This is a genomic window from Trichocoleus sp. DQ-U1 (assembly GCF_039961925.1).
Classification (GTDB): Bacteria; Cyanobacteriota; Cyanobacteriia; order Cyanobacteriales; family FACHB-T130; genus FACHB-T130.
On record NZ_JAMPKB010000043.1, the window covers coordinates 17,985 to 34,209 of the forward strand.

At 47.4% G+C, this 16,225-nt stretch carries 15 protein-coding genes and 2 tRNA genes; 7 read left to right on the forward strand and 10 right to left on the reverse strand.

Annotated features, from left to right (window positions below):
* Positions 1-124 precede the first annotated feature (124 nt).
* The gene (nrtS, locus tag NDI34_RS17875) at positions 125-385 is read left to right on the forward strand and encodes a nitrate/nitrite transporter NrtS (RefSeq protein WP_348233354.1); all 261 of its coding nucleotides are present in this window, start codon (positions 125-127) and stop codon (positions 383-385) included.
* Positions 386-484: 99 nt separating this feature from the next.
* On the opposite strand, the gene NDI34_RS17880 is transcribed toward nrtS, so the two are convergent.
* The 3 genes from NDI34_RS17880 to moaC form a co-directional block, all read right to left on the reverse strand.
* A complete protein-coding gene (locus NDI34_RS17880; RefSeq protein WP_348233355.1) occupies positions 485-793 on the reverse strand; it encodes a DUF3181 family protein in 309 nt (102 codons plus the stop codon).
* Between the two features lie 102 nt (positions 794-895).
* Positions 896-1,213 carry a 2TM domain-containing protein gene (locus tag NDI34_RS17885; RefSeq protein WP_190525817.1) on the reverse strand — a complete coding sequence of 106 codons (318 nt, stop codon included), beginning with the start codon at positions 1,211-1,213 and terminating at the stop codon, positions 896-898.
* 68 nt (positions 1,214-1,281) lie between these two features.
* Complete coding sequence (gene moaC / locus NDI34_RS17890) at positions 1,282-1,791, reverse strand: cyclic pyranopterin monophosphate synthase MoaC (protein WP_348233356.1); 510 nt, start codon at positions 1,789-1,791, stop codon at positions 1,282-1,284.
* 34 nt (positions 1,792-1,825) lie between these two features.
* On the opposite strand from moaC, the gene NDI34_RS17895 reads away from it, so the two are divergent.
* Positions 1,826-1,899 (forward strand) — tRNA-Arg (locus tag NDI34_RS17895).
* Positions 1,900-1,953: 54 nt separating this feature from the next.
* Here the strand turns inward: NDI34_RS17895 and NDI34_RS17900 are convergent.
* Genes NDI34_RS17900 through NDI34_RS17910 form a run of 3 tightly spaced genes read right to left on the reverse strand, consistent with a single transcriptional unit; the run spans position 1,954 to position 4,972 of the window.
* Positions 1,954-3,216, reverse strand: coding sequence for an MFS transporter (locus tag NDI34_RS17900; RefSeq protein WP_348233357.1), 1,263 nt, complete (start codon positions 3,214-3,216; stop codon positions 1,954-1,956).
* 22 nt (positions 3,217-3,238) lie between these two features.
* Positions 3,239-4,228 (reverse strand): glycosyltransferase family 2 protein, encoded by a 990-nt coding sequence (locus NDI34_RS17905; RefSeq protein WP_190426314.1) that lies wholly within the window; start codon positions 4,226-4,228, stop codon positions 3,239-3,241.
* Positions 4,229-4,288: 60 nt separating this feature from the next.
* Positions 4,289-4,972 carry a C40 family peptidase gene (locus tag NDI34_RS17910; RefSeq protein ID WP_190533268.1) on the reverse strand — a complete coding sequence of 228 codons (684 nt, stop codon included), beginning with the start codon at positions 4,970-4,972 and terminating at the stop codon, positions 4,289-4,291.
* An 81-nt stretch (positions 4,973-5,053) separates the two neighbouring features.
* Here NDI34_RS17910 and NDI34_RS17915 point away from each other — a divergent pair, with 81 nt between their 5' ends.
* Together NDI34_RS17915 and NDI34_RS17920 are read left to right on the forward strand one after the other, a co-directional pair.
* Positions 5,054-5,995, forward strand: a complete 942-nt coding sequence (locus tag NDI34_RS17915; protein ID WP_190434601.1) for a serine hydrolase — start codon at positions 5,054-5,056, stop codon at positions 5,993-5,995.
* Between the two features lie 390 nt (positions 5,996-6,385).
* Positions 6,386-7,354 (forward strand): hypothetical protein, encoded by a 969-nt coding sequence (locus NDI34_RS17920; protein WP_348233358.1) that lies wholly within the window; start codon positions 6,386-6,388, stop codon positions 7,352-7,354.
* A 73-nt stretch (positions 7,355-7,427) separates the two neighbouring features.
* Here the strand turns inward: NDI34_RS17920 and NDI34_RS17925 are convergent, their stop codons facing one another.
* Together NDI34_RS17925 and NDI34_RS17930 are read right to left on the reverse strand one after the other, a co-directional pair.
* Positions 7,428-8,801 (reverse strand): ABC transporter substrate-binding protein, encoded by a 1,374-nt coding sequence (locus NDI34_RS17925; protein WP_348233359.1) that lies wholly within the window; start codon positions 8,799-8,801, stop codon positions 7,428-7,430.
* Positions 8,802-8,990: 189 nt separating this feature from the next.
* Positions 8,991-9,082 (reverse strand) — tRNA-Ser (locus tag NDI34_RS17930).
* Between the two features lie 613 nt (positions 9,083-9,695).
* Here NDI34_RS17930 and NDI34_RS17935 point away from each other — a divergent pair.
* Both NDI34_RS17935 and NDI34_RS17940 read left to right on the forward strand, forming a co-directional pair.
* Complete coding sequence (locus NDI34_RS17935; protein WP_190434593.1) at positions 9,696-10,976, forward strand: glycosyltransferase family 1 protein; 1,281 nt, start codon at positions 9,696-9,698, stop codon at positions 10,974-10,976.
* 589 nt (positions 10,977-11,565) lie between these two features.
* Positions 11,566-13,215, forward strand: a complete 1,650-nt coding sequence (locus tag NDI34_RS17940) for an ATP-binding protein (RefSeq protein ID WP_348233360.1) — start codon at positions 11,566-11,568, stop codon at positions 13,213-13,215.
* A gap of 29 nt (positions 13,216-13,244) precedes the next feature.
* Here NDI34_RS17940 and NDI34_RS17945 read toward each other — a convergent pair whose 3' ends face one another.
* Positions 13,245-14,033, reverse strand: coding sequence for a mechanosensitive ion channel family protein (locus tag NDI34_RS17945; RefSeq protein WP_190413201.1), 789 nt, complete (start codon positions 14,031-14,033; stop codon positions 13,245-13,247).
* A gap of 54 nt (positions 14,034-14,087) precedes the next feature.
* On the opposite strand from NDI34_RS17945, the gene NDI34_RS17950 reads away from it, so the two are divergent.
* Complete coding sequence (locus NDI34_RS17950; protein ID WP_348233361.1) at positions 14,088-14,657, forward strand: GNAT family N-acetyltransferase; 570 nt, start codon at positions 14,088-14,090, stop codon at positions 14,655-14,657.
* Between the two features lie 111 nt (positions 14,658-14,768).
* Here NDI34_RS17950 and alr read toward each other — a convergent pair whose 3' ends face one another.
* A complete protein-coding gene (alr, locus tag NDI34_RS17955; RefSeq protein ID WP_348233362.1) occupies positions 14,769-16,007 on the reverse strand; it encodes an alanine racemase in 1,239 nt (412 codons plus the stop codon).
* Between the last annotated feature and the right edge of the window lie 218 nt (positions 16,008-16,225).

Genomic DNA, 16,225 nt, shown 5'->3' on the forward strand with positions numbered 1-16,225 from the left:
CTTGAACCAGCTCAATTAGGTGTATGAAACAATACCAAACTTGAAGAGGAAGGTGTGATATCTAACAGTAAGTCGAGATGAGTATTGAGGCTTGGCTCATCTAGCTTAGCGATCGCAACCCCGAATGAAGACACTTAAAGCATATCTTGTCAGCTTATTTGACAAAGAGTTTATCCCGACTGGATTAAAAACGGCTGTATTTGTCGGGACTCTCTTGTTTTTGATCAATCACGGGTTTGCCTTTTTCCGAGGCGAAATGACGCGCGATCGCTGGATTTCTGGATTGCTGACCTACCTAATGCCTTATCTAGTTAGTGTTTACGGTCAATACGCTTATCGTCGCAAGTTAATCAAAACTTCTGCGTATCAAACTAAACATTTTTAGTCATGCAACTCGCTCTTGCTAATCCTTTTAGGAGCGAGCAGGTGTAACCCCCAAACCCCTTCTCTGGCAGAGAAGGGGAAGGGAAAAGCTACAGCTTGTTTATAGATTGCGCTGGAATTCTTCCAGAAGCTCCATCAGGTTTACCTGGCACTGCGTAGGCAATAAATCTACTAGGGGAACTTCCCGCTTCCCGCCGCCTAACTTGACGGGAATACTTTGCAGGACTTTCGACACCTGATTTTCATCTACAGAATTATCAGCCAGTAGGGGGTACAACTTTTCTGCTACAACCGTATGCAGCTTGGCATCTCGCAAATAAAGGTGCCATTTAGCCACATCGATGTAAACGTTTTCGCCAATTTCAGCGGCGAGAGATTCAATTGCTTCGGAAGTGTTGGTTCTAGCCATAGGATTTACTTTGGTTATGCGGATAGGGAATCTAATGCTTTCATTGCAATTGATCCCCGTCCGAGTTTGAATCCACGAAAAGCAAGAAACAGGGATCTATCTTTAGGTAGTTTTTTTGGATTTTTCTTTGGTTTTGGGCTGGAATCCTAAACCAGCACTGGTATTTGCAGATTCTGTTACTGGGTCGGAATAATCTGCGAGTGCAAAGATATACAGAGCGTGGGTAGCTAAGACTAACGCCCATCCGCCTGTCACCCAGGTTGCCCAAGGCCATGTAGCATTCTGCAAGTTGTGGAAAAACCACAAGCCAGAATTACAGGCACCAAAAATCGCCACATGGATGGCAAAATTCATTCTATCGTCGAGGCGACGATAGGCGGGGTCATTACGGTCTGGTTTTCGAGGCCAACGAGGAGGCATGGAAGTGATGAATTATAAGTTATGAGTTATGAGTTGTTAGCGCTAACAACTAAATTCATTCTAAGCCGCTAACTGCCCTGTCCCTGGCGAAGGTAATCTCCCGACTTGCCACCCGTCTTACTCACCAAGCGAATCGATTCAATCACGATCCCTTTTTCCAACGCTTTCGCCATGTCGTAGAGGGTAAGTGCAGCGACAGAAACGGCTGTTAGCGCTTCCATTTCCACGCCAGTTTCCGCCTTGGTGACGACTTCCGCTTGAATCTGATATCCCGGCAACTGGGCGTCAGGCACGATCTGAACTTCTACTTTATGAATTGGCAAGGGATGACACAGGGGAATTAGCTGAGAAGTCTGCTTTGCTGCCATAATCCCAGCCAATCTCGCAGTTCCCAATACATCTCCTTTCGGCGCGTTCCCCGCCTGAATCGCCTCAAATGTCTCTAGCAACATCCGCACTTGTGCCGCAGCAACAGCATGGCGTCGAGTTTGTTCTTTGCCGGAAACATCCACCATTTGAGCCTCACCGTGGGCATCCAAATGAGTTAATTGTTGCGATTGAGAAAAATTTTGCGTCATACGGTTGGGGTGTGCTATTATAAATTTCTGGCAAGGGCTTGTAGCTCAGTGGACTAGAGCACGTGGCTACGGACCACGGTGTCGGGGGTTCGAATCCCTCCTAGCCCGTTACTAAGTAAAAAAAAAGGCAAAAGATTCTTTCTTTTGCCTTTTTTCTTTGAATTATGCCTCACTTTGTAGCCCAACCTTATTCAAGGCGTAAACATCCTTTTCTCTGCCAAAGGCGAAGCGGAGGGAATGGGATAAATTTTTGCTCGATAAAGTAGCGAAGATAATCAGAGCTAGGAAGGACAAGATAGTCGTGATGGTAAACATCCCTCGGTAGCCAATGGGTTCAGCAATGGAACCCAAAACAGGACCCGCGATCGCTATCCCGACATCAAACCCCGTGATGCACAAAGCAAACACTCTGCCTCGTTCTTGGGGAGAGGAACGGTCGGAAATCAAGGCAATCATCATCGGCAGTAACGTTCCTGCTCCTGCGCCTTCCAAAAAACCGCCCACTAAAAAGCTACGGGCAGTATAAGCATGAGACAGCATCAGCATTGCCAATGCATAGCTGAATATACTGCCAGTGATAAAAACTCCTCGTCCGTAACGGTCAGAAGCGCGACCAATGATGATGCGGGAAATAAAAGAAGCGATCGCTGCTGCTGTGTAAAATAACCCCGGATTTAAGTCAACTTCGGCATCTTTAATAAATAAAGGGACGAAGGTACTCAAAGCTCCAAACGCTACACCAACCAGCAACAACACTAAAGCTGGAATCCTTAGACGAGGGCTTGCCAGAAGTCGCCAAAATTGTTGAGTTTCGGATGAACCGGCAGAGGAATCGGTTGTCTCGTGGACGATTCGGGGTTCTTTGACTTGATTGGCACAAACTAAACCGATCGCTCCTAGCGCGCAAGAGAGCAGAAACAACGGCGTGTAACCAACCCCAGCTTGGATATAACCCCCAACTGCTGGCCCTATCGCCATCCCAACTGGCGTTACCAAGCTCATGTAGCCAATTAACTCACCCCGCTTAGACACTGGGGACAAATCAACCACCAAGGCGCTGTAACCCGTCGTAAAAGCCGCAATGCTAATCCCGTGGAACGCTCGCAGCAGCATTAATAGGGGAATTGATTTAACAACTAGATAGCCCAAAGGCGCGATCGCTGCCACGGTCATGCCAATCAGCAAGACCACCTTGCGACCGCGTCGATCTGCCAAACGCCCCAGCCACGAGCGACACAGAACCAGTCCGAGGGCAAATGACCCCATGACAATCCCAATCTGCTGCGTCGTGCCGCCCACATCCTCGATATAGAGCGGCAGCGTCGGGAGCAACGAAGCCATACTAGACCAAAATAATAGCCCAGCCGTAAATAAAACCAACAGATTGCGGCGACTGGGCGGCTCTAGCGTCCAAAAAACTTTCAAAGCTTAATTCCTTCTTACACTTTTAGCCTTCCCTTTGTTTACTATTGTTAACATTTCCCCCAACAACTTCCCTCACCCGATAGATTGGTCTGCCCTGAGACTCGTGATAAGTTCTCATTAACAATTCTGCAAGCAGTCCAAAAGAAAACAATTGCACACCCGTCACTAGCAGTACGACCGCCAGAATCAATAACGGGCGATCGCCAATGCTCTGACCGAAACCCACTTTTAAAATCGTTAAATACAGACCAAGCAGCGTCCCTAATGCCATTGCAATAATGCCAAACAGCCCAAAGACGTGCATGGGGCGGGTGAGGAACTTTTTCATAAAGTAGACGGTTAACAAGTCCATCACGACTCGGAATGTCCGCCCCAACCCATACTTACTGCTTCCATAGCGGCGGGCATGGTGCCCCACTGGCAGCTCAGTAATTCTTGCCCCCTCAATGAACGCCAAAGCTGGCAAAAATCGGTGCAATTCCCCATAAAGATTCATATCCGCCACCAATTCTGAGCGGTAGGCTTTTAGGGAACAACCGTAGTCATGCAACTCTACACCCGTGACTCGCCCAATTAACCAGTTAGCGATTTTAGACGGAAGCAGACGAGTCAGGGCGGCGTCCTGTCGTTTCTCACGCCAGCCACTTACCAAGTCATAGCCTTCTTCTAACTTTGCCAGGAGCCGGGGAATATCCGCCGGGTCATTCTGCAAATCGCCATCCATTGTGATAATCACCTTGCCTCGCGCATAGTTAAACCCCGCAGACATTGCTGGAGTTTGACCGTAGTTTCGACGCAGAAGCACTGCTTTTAAGTTTTTGTGGGTTTGCACTAGAGATTTCAGCAATTCCGCTGAACCATCCTTGGAACCATCATCCACGCAAATAATTTCGTAGTTCAGATTCGTCTCAATTAAAGTGGTTGCGATCGCTTCAATTAGGTGGGGTAAACTTTCCACCTCGTTATAAACCGGCACTACTACAGAAATATCGGGGATCTCGTCAGCAGACATTTCGCTTTGCGTTACCAGTCTTTCAGGAATTAACACGATTGCCTCCCACCTTTTGGTGTCTTATTGTCGTTGTGGTTGATAACTGGCAACCACTCGCCCGCAAGAGCGCAGTTGCCGAAAATACGACTGACTAATCGAATCTCCCTGTTCCGAAAGGACATCAATTCCAATTCCGTTGCGACCCTGTTCTTGACCGGAACTATGGATATAACGTCCTTCTCCCAGGTATAAACCCACATGGGTTGTTCTATCTCCGATGCCAAAAAAGATTAAATCACCTGATTGTAGCTCTTGAATCGCAATTGATTGTGTAAATGCTTCCTGCTGATAGGAATCTCTCGGCAACCAAATCCCAGAGGCAGCAAAAGCGGCTTGCATCAGCCCGGAACAGTCATAATTTGGCTCTAATGTTCCGCCCCAGAGATAATAATTCGGCTGTTGCATCGCCGCTTGCATAAAGGCAATGACTTGGGGTATGCGATTTTGAATTTCTGCCGGGGAGATAGTATGAGCTTCGTAGGGCGTTTGTGCCTCCTCAATCTCTTTGAGGTCGTGAATTGCCACCCAGCCGGAATAGTCATCTTCACGCAGACAAACTTGGATAGACGATACATCTGTATTTGGCGACAAAATCCGCAAGTGACGCCCGATTGCTGCCTGAGTTGCCAAACGAGTACAACTGGGGGAATCATAGAGGTTTAGATTGACTCGACATTGGTACTCGCGGAATGAGTCATGGGTCATGGGTCAGTGGTTGTTGGTCAGTGGTACAAACTATTGAACAATTGACAACTGATAACTGACAACTGATAACAACTAATAAAAATGACATTTTTTCACAAAGACGCACAACTAGAAAAATTAGGCGATCGCATTTTAGAAGCAACTTGGGCAGAATTTCCGGGATTAGCCCGCAACCAAATTGCCTTAACCTGGGTAGTCTACGATCCCCCAGTGCCCGTCAATACTGGCGGTGCCCTTAGCTCAGAGGAATTTTGGAAATATCCAGTCCGGGGCTTTAGCTATCGCGGCGTCGAGAGAATCTTTCCTGCCAGCATCGTTAAACTGTTTTATCTGGTTGCTGTACAAGAGTGGCTGGAACAAGGAATGATCCAAACTTCCTCGGAGTTAGAGCGAGCCATCCGCGACATGATTATTGATTCCAGCAACGACGCCACCAGCTTAGTGCTGGATGTATTGACTGGCACTACTAGCGGTCCAGAGTTGCCGCCAGGGCCGTTTGAAACCTGGCAGTTGCAGCGCAATATCGTGAATCGCTACTTTCAATCCCTCGGTTGGACAGAGATGGAAACCATCAATGTCAATCAAAAACCTTGGGGTGACGGTCCCTATGGGCGAGAGCGGGCATTCTTAGGGGAGATGCGGGAAAACCGTAATATGGTGACGACCAATGCCACGGCGAGGCTCATACATAGCATTGTCGGAGGCGTTGCAGTTTCCTCCGGGCGATCGCAAGCAATGATGGGACTGATGAAACGCAGCCTCCATGCAGAAGACGATGAAGCCCCCGATGAGGAAAATCAGGTGCGGGGTTTCTTAGGTGGCGGACTGCCTCCAAATGCCCAATTGTGGTCTAAAGCCGGTTGGACAAGCCAAGTTCGCCACGACGCCGCTTATATCGAGCTACCATCACGGCACCCTTATTTGTTGATTGTGTTCACTGAGGGCAAAGCAAATAGTAAAAACAAAGCGATTCTCCCCTTTGTTTCCCAGCAAGTTGTCGCGGCAATGGACAGCCTTACCTAGTACAATCTGCGGTTACAGAGGCGAGCTTCATCAATCACGAAGAAACCCTTTTTATTGTAAAAAAGGGTTTCTTCGTCATCAAAATCAAAATGAGCGATTGGTCGCATCCCAAGCCTTTATCAGAGAAATTGCGATCGCTGCTTTGGAGATAAAGCCTAGGAATCGGGAATAAAAATCTCTCTTATCACCCTCTGACCCTCTTTATTCCATTTCACCTGTCAACATCAATTTCGTCGAATACTAGCCACTTTCAGCGCATAATCCTTCCTTGGTGGGTAGCAAATTCTTTTAAAATTTCCTAAATTGACGACAGGGAAATATAATTTCCGAGAGAATAGGCAATTAAGGTTGGCTTTCGTAGATTTTTGAGGAAGTTTTTGAGGAGTGACCGTGAATACAATCTTTTCTAAGCGTGTTTCTTTCTTACTAGGTCTGACGGCACTGACAGTTTTCAGCGGTGGCTTGTCAGCTACAGCCCAGTCCACTGCCACAGTCATTGACCAAAAGACTCCTGCGGTCGTTGAGACTTCAGAACCTGCCGCATCTGAGGCGATCTCTGAGCCAACAGTAATGGGTATGCCAGTTGTCAAGCCAGTTGTCAAGTCGGCAGATGTCACACCGATTACCCAATCAACTGTTCCGGCTGCACCACAAGTCCCGGCTGCACCGCAAGCCCCGGTCTCAACACAATATAATCTGAGCCAACAGCCGGTCATTCTCTCTGAGTACCAAGATGCAACGCTGGTTGAAGAAAGCGCAAAGCCTGTGGCTTCAGAACCTTCCTCCTTGGCAGCGGCTGATGATACTGCTACTACGCAACCATTTCCCGGCGTAACCACTTCTGCTGCCGCTCTCGCCGCACCACAGCAACCAACTGCTGAAACTCCAAACTTACCCAATGACTCTGAGGTTGCTCAAACCGATATCGAACTCGGTCGAACCACCCGTGCCGGTCGCAGCTACGTCGGGGTTGGCTTCAATATTGGTTTCGGGGGTGATAGTGCTTTGGGCGATGGTAGTTTCGCCGTGATCAGCAAAATTGGTCTAACCAATACGTTGTCTGTACGCCCTTCCGTGCTACTCGGTGACGATACGACCTTTCTGCTTCCAGTGACTTACGACTTTAACATTCGACAGTCAGATCCGTTTGAACCCGTCAGATTCGCCCCTTACGTGGGTGGCGGTGTCACGATTTCCACGGGTGATGACAGCGACATTGGTTTCCTGGTTACGGGTGGCGTCGATGTACCTTTGACACGGCAATTTACAGCAAATGCAGCTCTAAATATCGGATTTCAAAGCGATGAAGTGCCAGTAGGACTAATTCTGGGAGTGGGTTACACCTTCCCTGGTTTCTAGAGAAGGTAAAAATCAAAGGCAAAAGACAGCAGAAAAATTTGGTTTCTCCTGTTTCTTTTGCCTTTGTACTTTCTTACTTTTTCTCGGTTACGGCTACTTGAGGGCTGACTTTGCCGGTCACGGCTAGGGAACCTGTAGGTTCCACCGCCCAGACATCGTAGCTACCGACTACATCGCCGTTTGCATCAATATCGACGTTACCGCTAGCTCCCTGGTAGTTAATCTCCTCACCCTTACGCACCAGTTCTAGCGCCTGACAAACATCGCTCACTTCTGTTCCTGGGGCATTGGCGACATCACGAATCTTACTTTTAATGCCTTCGCCGGTATTTAATTTAGCGTCTTCGGCGGCTAGTACCATCAAAGCGGCAGCATCCCAGGCATGAGGCACATAGGCGCTCAATCCCCTTCCGGTTTTCTCTTTCCAAATCTTGGTGAACTCAGCCAGTGCTGGGCCATTAGCACCGGGAACCGTGCCAATTGCCCCAGTTAATATAAATTGATCATCGCTGGTTTTGCCGACCTGTTCGGGAAAGTCTTCCGAATAAGCACCATCTGTCAGCATCACCTGGACGCCTTTACTTAGACCTTGTTCGTAGGCAGATTTTAAGAGCAAGCTGCCGGTTTCAGCATAAACAACTGCTGCCACCGCATCAGGCTTGTCCTTGAACGCTTCTAGTATGTCGCTTTCAAAAGTAGCGGCTTTGGGGTCGTAGCGAGTTGGTTTGTTGACAATAGTGCCTCCTAATTTTTTAAAGGCTTGTACAAATTCTTGTTCAAAACCAACTCCATAGTCGTTGTTGATGACGATGGTGGAAACGCGCTTAAATCCTCTGTCACTAGCTAGTTTTGCTAAAGCCTGAGCTTGATAGGTATCGGGGGGAGCCGTCCGCGCCCAATAACCTTGAAATTCTCCTTTTTTGGCTCGTTCTGTAAAAACGGGGCTGGTACTACCCGGTGAGATAAACATTACCTTGTTGCGTACAGCGACAGGCACGGCGGCACTAGAAACGCTGCTGGCAAAGGAACCGACGACGCCAGCAACTCTATCTACTTCCGTTAATTTGGTCATTCCTGCGGTGCCAGCGTTGGGATCGGTTTGGTCATCTTCAGGAATAAATGTGACTGGCTGACTATTGACGCCGCCACACTTGTTGACGGTGTCTATTAACAGGCGGATAGCATCTGGCAGGGGTTGCCCTACGGAAGATAGGTCGCCAGTGGTCGGCAGCAGTGAGCCAATCTTGAGTCCGGAACCGCTGGTGGCTGGGGTAGAACCTGTAGTCTGGGCGGGGCTACTGGTTGTACTGGTTGGCGTGTTATTACCTGGCGTTGTTTGAGAGGGGTTTTCGCAAGCAACGGTTAGAAAACTTGTCGTAATGGTGGTAACTGCTAGGGCGATCGCCCAACTCGGTTTGATATTTTTGGCTGAAGCGGGTCTGCTCATTTGGGTGTTTAACTCTTCAACAGTCCACGATTGAAATCAAATATTTTAATTGATCTCAGTTGTTTAAGAATACAGCCATAACTTCTGCCAACATTTTAGCTAGCAGAAGCGATCGCTGTGAGACGTCAAGAGTGAGGCGTTTGCTTTTCCCGATTGGGCTTCGCTACTTGTCTGTTTTCGCTTTTAAAACGGAGAGGGAGGGATTCGAACCCTCGGTACGGAGTTACCAACCGTACAACAGATTAGCAATCTGTCGCTTTCGACCACTCAGCCACCTCTCCTAGGTGACAAATATAGATGATAGCAGATATTAATCAATTGGTGCTGCTGTCAAAAAAATTTTCTTTTTTTTGATGTCCGATCGTTCCGAGTAAGTCTTCGCAGTTGCAGAGAAAGCCATGATTCATCCTCGTCGTTGCGGCTGTTTGCTTCTTTCCCGCTCCCTTAGTATAATTACCTATCGTTAAATTTTTCATGGCTGACAAAGAAATCTAATAAATGCTTACAACCCGCTTTCCTTAAGGCTTGGGCGATTTAAATATTCTCGCGTTTCACGATTAAATCTATAAATCTTCACTTCCCTGACCGTTGGAGGACGGAAAAATGGGAATCCATTCGCTACTCTGGCGATTTATATGCCCTTTGGCTTAAAATTTTATTTCTTTGGGAGGAGGTCATGATACCCAATGATACCCACCCGTCCCCCGGAAGGTTGAATATAGTCAGGTAGTAGATTCTCTCCCGTAGTTGATGTTCATCATCAACGGCGAAGCTTATCCTATTAGCACAAGTAAAGATTCCTTAAGTTCCCGTGGGCTAAACAGGCAACTAAGTAGAATAGTCAACCCCTGCTTCGCCCTGAACGTCGTTGAGTGAAAAAATCGATATAAATATATGCTTTCCACAAACAACCAGCACATTGCTCTAATTTCCGTCCACGGAGATCCAGCAATTGAAATCGGTAAAGAAGAGGCTGGCGGTCAAAACGTTTATGTACGTCAGGTGGGTGAGGCACTTGCTCAACAGGGGTGGCAAGTAGATATGTTTACCCGCAAAGTTAGTGGCGATCAACCCACGATTGTTCAACATAGTGCTAATTGTCGAACAATTCGCTTGACAGCTGGTCCTGAAGAGTTTGTCCCAAGAGACAATTTGTTTGAGTATCTGCCAGTGTTTGTCGAACAGATGCTCAAGTTTCAGCAGCAAGAAGGCATTGAATATTCTATAGTACACACAAATTACTGGCTCTCATCTTGGGTGGGAATGGAGCTGAAGAAAGTTCAACCCATCAAACAAATTCATACTTACCACTCTTTGGGAGCCGTCAAATATAAGTCAGTTTCGACGATTCCCTTGATTGCTACCACGCGGCTAGAGGTAGAAAGAAAGGTTTTAGAGACAGCGGAACGGATTGTTGCCACCAGTCCGCAAGAGAAAGAACATATGCGATCGCTGGTTTCTACAAAAGGCAACATCGACATCATCCCCTGCGGCACCGATATTCGCAAGTTTGGTTCCGTCACCCGCGAAGCAGCACGAGAGAAACTGGGAATCGACGCCGACACCAACGTAGTCTTCTATGTGGGTCGATTTGATCGACGCAAGGGAATTGAAACACTCGTTCGCGCCGTTGGCAAGTCCCAGATGCGCCAGCAGGGCAACCTGAAACTATTTATCGGCGGAGGTTCTCGTCCCGGTCAAAGTGACGGTATCGAACGCGATCGCATTGAAAAAATTGTCGGCGAACTGGGGCTGCAAGACATCACCTCCTTCCCCGGACGGTTGGGTGACGACACTCTGCCCGCTTACTACGCCGCCGCTGATGTTTGTGTCGTACCCAGTCATTACGAACCCTTCGGTTTAGTAGCAATTGAAGCAATGGCTTCTGGAACGCCCGTCGTTGCTAGTGATGTCGGCGGACTCCAGTTCACCGTCGTCCCCGAAGAAACGGGTTTACTGGCACCCCCGAAAGATGCCGTAGCGTTTGCAGCCGCGATTGACCGCATTCTCGCCAATCCAGAATGGCGCAAGCAGCTAGGTGAGAAGGCAAGAGTTCGGGTAGAGAAGATGTTTAGTTGGGATGGCGTAGCGACTCAACTAAGCGACCTTTACATCCAGTTATTGAAAGAACAACCTGCACCAGAATTAGAATTGGTCACTCAAGTCAGCGCCTAATTACGCAGCAGCTTGTCCTGGAAATACCCTACAAAGACTTCTAGTTGTACGAGTAAGATTAGTACAACTAGAAGTCTTTGTTTTACTGTATACTTTTTTCCAAATAAAAATTATTCTACATCTACAGAATGATTATTTAGAAAAATTCCCTTTTTAAAGCAACCATTTGAGTGTTGCTCGCTCTCAAATTATCCGGATTTTCAGGAGATTGGCTGCAATTTATTAGTGATGGAATAAATAAAATAATGGGTTGGAATTGGATGATGTTGTTATATATATACTTTATTTAAATTTTACAATCCGATTCTAAGTTCCCTTTTCCCATCCAAAATCCTCAACCTAAAATGGTGTTAACCTCAAGTAACACAGTACCGCTCGTGGCGTTGATAGTAATTCACGTTGATACCAATTCACGTTGATACCAATTCACTTTGTACTTGTGACTTTAGTAAGAGCGCATAGTCGTGTGCTTACGTTCATATACTTACAATCAATTAAAGAAAGGGTATGAATGACCTATGATAATCTCTAATTAAGCGTGCAGAATACCAGCGTGAAACGGCTATTTACAACAGCATGGAACCTTCTTTTGAACGCTATTCAAACCATTTACAGTCGTCTTTTTAGAAAAAAACGTCGCCAGTTACGTCGTCAGCCCCTCCGACAAGACGCCTCAATCGATTCTGAATTGAATCAAATCAACCTCACCCCATCGAAACCGACAGAGGAAATCAGCAGCAGCCCACCCATCCCCATCAATGAGGCAGATAGGCTCAAAGCGCTGAATCGCTACAAGATTCTTGATACTGCTCCTGAAGAAGCATTTGACGATTTGACGGCTCTGGCAGCCTATATTTGTGGCACTCCCATTGCTTTAGTCAGCCTCGTCGATTCTAATCGGCAGTGGTTCAAATCAAAAATCGGTCTAGAAGCAACGGAAACGCCAAGAGACGTGGCATTCTGCGCCCATGCCTTGGTGCAACCAGATGAGTTGTTGATTGTGCCCAATGCCTTAGAAGATCGGCGGTTTTCCAACAACCCGCTCGTGACCTCAGACACCAATATCCGGTTTTATGCGGGTACCCCTTTGGTAACATCTGATGGCTATGCTGTCGGCACCCTCTGCGCGATTGACCGGATTCCACGTCATCTCACCCCCGAACAGATGGAGGCACTGCGGGCGTTGGGGCGTCAAGTGGTCAGCCAGATGGAGTTACGGATTAATCTGGATAAATTAGAACGGACTGTCAGCAAGAGTCGGCGAGTAGAGCAAGCACTCCGCCGCAGTAATCAACGACTGTTGCAAACCCTCAAGACATTACGAAATACTCAAGCCCAACTGATTCAAAGCGAAAAAATGTCGAGTTTGGGTCAATTGGTTGCTGGTGTCGCCCATGAAATTAACAACCCTGTCAACTTTATTCACGGCAACCTGCCCTATGTTAGTGCCTATGTTCGGGATCTCCTCGATTTGCTAAACCTCTATAAAAAGCAATATCCCCATCCCGAGGGCGAGATTCAAAAAAAAGCAGAAACAATTGATGTGAACTTTCTAGTAGAAGATTTACCAAAAACTTTGGCTTCTATGAAAGTGGGTACTGACCGTATCCATCAAATTGTTTTTTCGTTGCGAAACTTCTCCCGATTGGATGAAGCCGAGATGAGACGAGTTGATATCCACGAAGGGATTAATAGCACGCTTTTAATCCTTCAGCATCGGCTTAAACCCACAGCCCAAAATCTCGGCATTGAAGTGATTAAAGAGTACGGAGTCCTTCCACCCGTTGAGTGCTACGCAGGTCCCTTGAACCAGGTATTTATGAATATCTTGAGTAATGCGGTGGATGCTCTAGAGTTGTCAATGGTCAATAGTCAGCCGTCAATCATTCGTGAAACAACAACTGACCTAGAGACACGATTAATCGTGTCTCTACCTACTAGCAGTGCTTGGATTCGCATTAGCACCAGCCTTTCTTCTGACCGATCTCATGTAGTAATTCGCATTGCGGATAATGGCCCTGGCATACCGGAAGAGATTAGGGCAAAGATATTCGATCCATTTTTCACGACGAAGCCTTTAGGGAAAGGCACGGGAATCGGATTGTCGATTAGCTACCAGATTATCGTTGAGAAGCATGGCGGGGTACTGAAGTGTCTGTCTGAACCAGGACAAGGAACAGAGTTTCGGATTGAACTGCCGATTCACGGGAAAATAATGAAGATGAAGGAGCAAGAATGATCCCGCGTCCTTCAGGAGTAGGCAGAAGACTACAGTGACAATTCTGGCTCTCGCAGAGCTTCTTTCACCAGCTGTTGTACTTCGGAACGGACGTGATCGTAGGCTTCAGATGCACACCAAGGACGGAGATATAAAATTGTTCCGGTTGCTGAGATGGAAGCAACGTGACAGGTCGTTTTTGGTTCTTCCAAAACTAAGGGATGGGGTTGAATTAAAGACAAAAGTAGGGTGATAGTCGGTTCGATCGGGCGATCGCCAATATCAATGTCTAAATCGACTCGTCGCTTGCCGAGTACGGTGGTATTTTTCAGCGTCCCGCTGAATAATTGCCCGTTCGGCACTGTAATTACTACGTTGTCTCGCGTTACTAGCGTAGTCGAGAAAATGCCGATGGCATCCACTACCCCAGCAGCCCCCGCCCCTTCAATAAAATCGCCTACCTCAAACGGGCGCAAACTAATCAGCATCACACCAGCGGCAAAGTGAGATAAGGTATTCTGCAATGCTAAGCCGATTGCTAAACCAGCCGCCCCCACTACCGCGACAACGCTGGTCGTCTCGATTCCCAACCTGTTGAGAACGGCGACCATCCCGACGACCAGCGTGAAAATCTCGGCTACCTGAATCAAGAACTTGCGTAAGGTTGGCTCTGTGCGACTTAGCGCTTTGCGGGTAAGACCTCCTACCCAACCTACAGCTAATCGGGTGAGCAGCAGAATTGTCGCTGCCCAGAGAAGGTTCTGTAGAATCTTAAAATAGGCTTGGCCAATCAGGTAGTTCCATAACTGCGATGCAGCTTCAACAGAAATAATATCCATTTTCAATCGTTTTTCACTTCCAATTAATATATCTTTTTTTATAAGAATACTGGAATGAATTCGGAATTTAAGCTAATTTATACGCCTAGATTGTTATTACGGATTGGAACTCAAGAAGATGTGCCTGAGATTGTCAAATTTTACCGGAATAATCAAGGGCATCTATCTCCCTGGCAACCTTTTTGGCCTGATAATTTTTTAACCCATGAGTTTTGGCAAGAGCAAGTTGAGAAAAACATTAAAGAATTTGAATGCGATCGCTCTTTAAAATTATTTATTTTCAAGAATGGGAATTTCTCAGAAATTATTGGCAATGTTAGTTTTCACGGGTTTATGCGGGGTGCTGCCCAATTTTGTTATTTGGGCTATAATTTAGCAGAATTTGAACAAGGTAAAGGGTATATGACGGAAGCATTGCACTTTGCCATAAATGATGTCTTTGCACAATTAGATATGCACCGGGTGATGGCAAATTATCTACCCCACAATCACCGGAGTGCTAATTTACTGAAAAAATTAGAATTTGTTGTTGAAGGATATGCTAGAGAATATTTATTTATTCAAGGTGAATGGCAAGACCATATCTTGACCAGCTTAACGAATAAAAATTGGCAGAGGAAATGAATTTTTGTCTGCCACTATTCTTATTCTCGGCTATTCTTATTCTCGGTGGGGGTACGGCAGTGTCGTACCCCGGCATCTAGAAGCAAAGACTTGCGAGTATTTCAAGTTGCGTCAAGACGGTGTAGCCTGTTCTGATTCCAGGGGTTGACCGACTGCCACGCGAGGGAGGCGATGCTTGAAGCCGCAGAGAATTTCCCAGGAAATCGTGCCTAAAGTCGCCGCCCAGTCATCCGCAGAAATTCCGGCGTTTCCTTCTTGCCCCAGCAGAGTGACGACTTCGCCAGTTTGTAAATCGGGGATTGCGCTGACATCCAGCATCAGCTGATCCATTGTAATCGCGCCGATTTGCGGCACCTGCTGACCTCGGAGCAAAACTTGCATTTTGTTGGAGAGATTGCGGGGAACCCCGTCGGCGTAGCCAATGGCGATCGCGGCGAGGCGCATATCCCGGCTAGCAACAAACTGATGTCCGTAGCTGACTCCCGTACCTGCTGAAATATTTTTTACTTGCGTTACCCGTGCTTTTACTTTCATGACGGGTTTGAGGTCGATGACAGACTTTAGATGGGGCGCGGGGTAAAGACCGTAGGTTGCTAAACCCACTCGCACCATGTCGTAGTGTAGGCTTGGGTCGCTTAAAGCGGCAGCTGAGTTGGCGAGGTGCAGACGGGGAGGCGTCATTCCTGTAGTTTTGATAAGAGCGATCGCTTCCTCAAATCTGTCTCGCTGCTGTCTCATTACTGTCGCATCTGGACTGTCAGCCGTTGCTAGATGAGAGTAGATACTGGCAATTTTGAGATGGGGCAATCCCTGCACCAAGGCGACAAACTCCGCTGCTTCCTGCCAGGGAGTACCTAGGCGAGACATCCCGGTATCTAATTTTACATGAACCGGCAAAGAACGATTTAAAGTGCCCAGTGTCTCGGAAAAGACTAAAGCTTGCTGAGGCGTGCAGAGAGTCGGCTGCAAATCCCAGTGAGCGATCGCTTGCACTTGCTCGGTCGTATTACTGGCACCTAAAATCAAAATCGGTGCCTGAATCCCCGCTTCCCGCAGTTGAATTCCCTCTGGAATCGTGGCAACACCTAGCCAACTTGCACCGGCTTGGCAAGCAATCTCGGCAACCGTAATGGCACCATGACCATAAGCATCCGCCTTCACCACCGCCATCAGTGCCGTTTTTGGGGAGAGAAAACGCCTCAGCTGCCGCACATTATGAGCTAAAGCGGCTAAATCAATTTCCACCCAAGCTCGTTCCTTGAGCGCTGTAAAATTTTCTCGCTGTATTTGGGAAAGATTGGGGTACCCAGAGGAAGGCATCCCGACAGGAGTCGGCTCCCAACTTAGCATTAGACTCACTCCTCACTCACTCACACCTGTTAGTTTAGGACTTACGCCTTCAAGCCATTACTACACTATTGGTATATCTAGCTTTAGCGTTCATCGATTCCGTCTAGAGAAAACTCTAGGAGAAGTCCTACAGTTAACAACTTAGAGTGAGCGATCGCGTCCGGATCGTCAAGTAGTTTCTCGTTGTTATTGATTAGAGACTGTAGCTGTCGTTCTGA